Raw genomic sequence first — 3,258 nt, 5'->3', positions numbered from 1 at the left:
CAGGATTGACGTGGTGGAACGACAGATCCTCCAGCTCCGAGGCGACCTGATAGAGACCGACCCGCCGGGCAAGCGGTGCATAGATTTCCATCGTCTCGCGCGCGATCCGCATGCGCGAGCTTTCCTTCGGCACAAAATGCAGCGTGCGCATATTGTGAAGCCGGTCCGCAAGCTTGACCAGAAGCACACGGATATCATGCACGGTGGCGAGAATGAATTTCTGGAAGTTCTCGGCCTGTTTGGACTTCTCGGACTTGTAATCGAGCTTGCCGAGCTTGGTGACGCCATCGACCAGTTCGGCCACATCATGACCGAACCTGTCTTCAATCTCGTCCAGCGAAACCTCGCAGTCTTCAACCGTATCGTGCAGGAGCCCGGCCATTATCGTGCATTGATCGAGCCGGATAACAGACAATAGAAGCGCCACCTGCACCGGATGGGAGTAATAGGGGTCGCCGGACTGCCTTAACTGCTCGCCATGTTTTTCCTTGGCGAAATCATAGGCCTCGCCAAGCCGCTGTGCATCGGCCTCGGGATGATAAGCCTTGACGGCATCAATGAGGTCTTCCCGCGTGGGAATATCAGCGCGCGCCTCTTCATTGCGCCGCTCCATATTGGGGGGCGACCGGTCTGTAATCGTGACGGTCGCGCTGGCCATGGGTGTCAGAACCTGTCGTCGCGTCCTGATTCAATCTCAGCCTGATAGGCGCGCATGACATCTTCTTCGCTGGCTGCCGGAGCGGCTTCGAGCGCTGCGCGGTCCGCTTCGCGCTCTTCTTCCTCACCAGGACGCACTTCCTGCAGATTGGCAATCAGCCCTTCCTTGACGGTGTCGAGGCTTACGGAGCGCTCTGCGATCTCGCGGAGAGACACAACCGGATCCTTGTCATTATCGCGGTCAACGGTCAGCGGCGAGCCTTCGCGAATCATGCGGGCGCGCTGGGCGGCGACAAGAATTAGTTCGAAACGATTTGGAATCTGCTCGATGCAGTCTTCAACGGTAACGCGTGCCATGGAAATCTCCTGTAGCCGGACTTTATATGCGCCGCAGCAACCGAGCACAACCCACGACTTGCGTTGAAAGCAGTGCCCCGGTAACCTGTGGATAATTCTACAGATCACATATTTCAGCCGGATTTTCGAATGGCATTTTACAAGGATGAGCGGCTAGCGCTCTTCATTGATGGCGCAGGCCTGTATTCTACAGCAAGGACACTGGGACTGGAGATCGATTTTCGCAAATTGCTGTCCGAGTTCACAGATCGGGGCCGCCTGTTGCGCGCCAATTACTATACCACCATCGTCGAAAGCGATGAGTACAGCCCTGTGCGCCCCCTCGTCGACTGGCTCGCCTATAACGGCTTTTCCGTTATCTCGAAGCCAGCACGCGAATATACCGACCGAGAGGGCCGGCGCCGGTTTCGCGGAAACATGAATGTCGAGATGAGTGTAGACATGCTCGAGACAGCCCCCCATGCAGATCATTTGGTCCTGTTTGCGGGCGACGGCGACCTTCGCCAGGCGGTCGCTGCCGTCAAACGAAGGGGGTGCAGAGTGAGCATTGTCTCGTCGATCAAGGGCCAGCCTCAGACAATAGCTGACGAACTGCGCCGCGAAGCCGATACATTCATCGATCTTGCCGACATGTCCAAGATGATCGCCAGGCCGAGGCGAGACAATGAAACAGGTGAGGCGGACCAAGGAGACACATATGACTGAAAGCACTACCCTTCCCGCCGAAGCACCGCGCGATTGCGACCTGTGTCCGCGCCTGGTGTCTTACCGGTCAAAGAACAGGCTGGAGCACCCGGGCTGGTTCAACGGGGCGGTTCCTTCCTTCGGGGACGAGAACGCGCGCCTTCTTATCGTCGGGCTCGCTCCGGGCGTAACGGGGGCCAACAAAACCGGCCGGCCGTTCACTGGTGACTGGGCCGGTGACCTGCTCTACGCCACGATCGACAAGATGGGATTCTCTAAAGGCGAGTACGGCGCCAATCCGAATGACGGACTGCAGCTCAAGGACGCGATGATCACGAATGCGGTGCGTTGCGTTCCGCCTGCAAACAAGCCTGTGGGCGCTGAAGTCAATTCGTGCCGTGAGTATCTCAAGGCCCGCATCGCGTCGCTTCCCAAACTGCGCATCATTCTCTGTCTTGGAAAAGTCGCGCACGATTCTGTCTGCCGCGCCCACAAGATGAAGATCCGCGATCATCCTTTCGGTCATGGCGTCGAGTATAACGCGCCCAATGGCCTCATCATAATCTCAAGCTATCACTGCTCGCGCTACAATACGAATACAGGCCGGCTGACAGCTGAGATGTTCGAAGACGTTTTCTCCCGCGCCAAGGAGCTGATGGAAGCGGCGACGGCCTAATTCCACAAAGAATGCTCGTCACTCGGCAAGGGTTAACGGCCTATTAACGCTATCGCCCTGTCATTGGGCCTCGTATCATTCCGGTGAGTCGGTCTAGACGGGGATTCTCGATGACAGCATCAAACCAGGCGCAACTCTTTGACACCATGACGCCAGATGAATCCGGATATTCCGCCAAGGACATCGAAGTCCTTGAAGGGCTAGAGCCCGTTCGCAAGCGCCCCGGCATGTATATCGGCGGCACGGATGAGCGCGCCTATCACCATCTGTTTGCCGAAGTCCTGGACAATGCCATGGATGAAGCTGTCGCAGGGCATGCCAGCCGGATTGAAGTCCACCTCGATGAAGACGGCTACCTGACAGTCGTCGATAATGGCCGCGGTATTCCTGTCGATCCGCATCCGAAATTCCCGAACAAGTCGGCGCTCGAAGTGATCATGACGACGCTGCACTCAGGCGGCAAATTCTCCGACAAGGCCTATGCCACCGCCGGCGGTCTTCACGGTGTCGGTATCTCGGTCGTCAACGCCCTGTCAGAGCGTGTCGACGTGGAAGTGGCGCGCGACAAGAAGCTTTATGTCCAGTCCTTCGAGCGCGGTCATGTGGTCGGCCCGGTCGAGCTTAAAGGCGCCGCACCGAACCGGCGGGGCACGACAGTGCGGTTCAAGCCGGACTTTGAAATCTTCGGCGAAAAGCTCCGCTTTAAACCGGCGCGTCTGTTCCAGATGGCGAGGTCCAAGGCCTATCTTTACCGCGGCGTGGAAGTGCGCTGGTCCTGCGCGCCCTCCCTGCTTCCTGAAGATTCCAAGATCCCCAGCGAAGCGGTCCTGACCTATCCAAACGGTCTCGCCGACCAGCTCGGCGAGGTGTTCAAGGGCAAGGGC

Annotated in this window: 5 protein-coding genes; 3 read left to right on the top strand and 2 right to left on the bottom strand. The window is 57.9% G+C overall.

The window, feature by feature from the left end; translation table 11 throughout:
• Both WA989_RS02175 and rpoZ read right to left on the bottom strand, forming a co-directional pair.
• Positions 1 to 658: HD domain-containing protein (locus tag WA989_RS02175; protein ID WP_424338889.1), on the bottom strand; the 658-nt coding region annotated here is incomplete at its 3' end.
• Between the two features lie 5 nt (positions 659 to 663).
• Complete coding sequence (gene rpoZ / locus WA989_RS02170; RefSeq protein ID WP_424338888.1) at positions 664 to 1,014, bottom strand: DNA-directed RNA polymerase subunit omega; 351 nt, start codon at positions 1,012 to 1,014, stop codon at positions 664 to 666.
• Between the two features lie 129 nt (positions 1,015 to 1,143).
• Here rpoZ and WA989_RS02165 point away from each other — a divergent pair, with 129 nt between their 5' ends.
• The 3 genes from WA989_RS02165 to WA989_RS02155 form a co-directional block, all read left to right on the top strand.
• Positions 1,144 to 1,719: an NYN domain-containing protein gene (locus tag WA989_RS02165; RefSeq protein WP_424338887.1), complete on the top strand. Its 576-nt coding sequence runs from the start codon at positions 1,144 to 1,146 to the stop codon at positions 1,717 to 1,719.
• Positions 1,712 to 2,374: a uracil-DNA glycosylase gene (locus tag WA989_RS02160; protein ID WP_424338886.1), complete on the top strand. Its 663-nt coding sequence runs from the start codon at positions 1,712 to 1,714 to the stop codon at positions 2,372 to 2,374. Before WA989_RS02165 ends, WA989_RS02160 begins: the two co-directional genes overlap by 8 nt.
• A gap of 110 nt (positions 2,375 to 2,484) precedes the next feature.
• Positions 2,485 to 3,258, top strand: a 774-nt coding sequence (locus WA989_RS02155) for an ATP-binding protein (RefSeq protein WP_424338885.1), incomplete at its 3' end; no start/stop codon positions are given.

The sequence above is a fragment of the Henriciella sp. genome, assembly GCF_049649345.1.
Classification (GTDB): Bacteria; Pseudomonadota; Alphaproteobacteria; order Caulobacterales; family Hyphomonadaceae; genus Henriciella.
Note: the sequence above shows the minus strand (reverse complement) of the source record. Positions and strands in the feature narration are given on the sequence as shown.

Excerpts from the sequence above, each read along its gene's own strand:
- WA989_RS02165 (WP_424338887.1), top strand. The coding sequence starts at position 1,144 with ATGGCATTTTACAAGGATGAGCGGCTAGCGCTCTTCATTGATGGCGCA.
- rpoZ (WP_424338888.1), bottom strand. The coding sequence starts at position 1,014 with ATGGCACGCGTTACCGTTGAAGACTGCATCGAGCAGATTCCAAATCGT.
- WA989_RS02160 (WP_424338886.1), top strand. The coding sequence starts at position 1,712 with ATGACTGAAAGCACTACCCTTCCCGCCGAAGCACCGCGCGATTGCGAC.